This is a genomic window from Herbaspirillum sp. RV1423 (assembly GCF_000577615.1).
Taxonomy (GTDB): Bacteria; Pseudomonadota; Gammaproteobacteria; order Burkholderiales; family Burkholderiaceae_D; genus Herbaspirillum.
Window position 1 is genome coordinate 1 of record NZ_CBXX010000091.1, and the last position, 1,090, is coordinate 1,090.

Annotated in this window: 1 protein-coding gene and 1 pseudogene; both read left to right on the forward strand. The window is 63.7% G+C overall.

Going from position 1 to position 1,090, the window contains the following annotated elements; translation table 11 throughout:
- Nucleotides 1–304, forward strand: a pseudogene (locus RV1423_RS28215) (ABC transporter ATP-binding protein); the annotation flags it as partial.
- Between the two features lie 33 nt (nucleotides 305–337).
- The coding region (locus tag RV1423_RS28220; protein WP_034303971.1) for an ABC transporter ATP-binding protein at nucleotides 338–1,090 on the forward strand (753 nt) is incomplete at its 3' end.

A 1,090-nucleotide genomic window follows, 5' to 3' on the forward strand; every position in this document is an offset into this window, starting at 1 on the left:
GATCGCCGTGCTCGCCATGGTCGTGCTCGGCGGCATCGGCCACATCCCCGGCGTCGTGCTGGGCGGCGTGATCCTCGCCGCCCTGCCCGAAGTCCTGCGCCACGTCGTCGAACCGGTGCAGATGAGCCTGTTCGGGCGCGTCTGGATCGACGCCGAAGTGCTGCGTCAACTGCTCTACGGCTTAGCGATGGTCGTCATCATGCTCAACCGTCCAGCGGGTTTGTGGCCATCCCCGCGCCATGAAGACCGGCCCGAAGCCGACCACCCGCACGGCGACGAGCCGGTCGGTGTGGTCAAAGCGTAAGCCCATCGACGAACAACACACAGAGGACGAATGATGAGCACCACCACCCTGTTAAAAATCGCCGACGTCAGCAAACGCTTCGGCGGCCTGCAAGCCCTCTCCGGCGTCAGCCTGAGCATCGAACAAGGCCAGATCTACGGCCTGATCGGCCCCAACGGCGCCGGCAAGACCACCTTCTTCAACGTCATCACCGGGCTATACCAGCCCGACACCGGCAGCTTCGAGCTGGCCGGCAAACCCTACAGTCCCAGCGCCCCGCATGAAGTCGCCAAAGCCGGCATCGCCCGCACCTTCCAGAACATCCGGTTATTCGGCGACATGACCGTGCTGGAAAACGTCATGGTCGGCTGCCACGTCAGGACCAGGCAGAACGTCTTCGGCGCCGTATTCCGGCACAAGGCCGCCAGAGACGAAGAAGCGCAGATCAAGGACAAATCGCAAAAGCTGCTCGACTTCGTCGGCATCGGCAAATTTGCCGCCAGAACGGCGCGGCACCTGTCCTACGGCGACCAGAGGCGGCTGGAGATCGCCCGCGCGCTGGCGACGGAGCCGCAACTGCTGGCGCTGGACGAACCGGCCGCCGGCATGAACGCCACCGAAAAACTGGGCCTGAGGGAACTGCTGGTCAAAATCCAGGCGGACGGCAAAACCATCCTGCTGATCGAACACGACGTCAAACTCATGATGGGGCTGTGCAACCGCTTGACGGTGCTGGACTACGGCAAGCCGATCGCCGAAGGAGTGCCGGCCGACGTGCAAAAGAACCCGGCGGTGATCGAGGCGTAT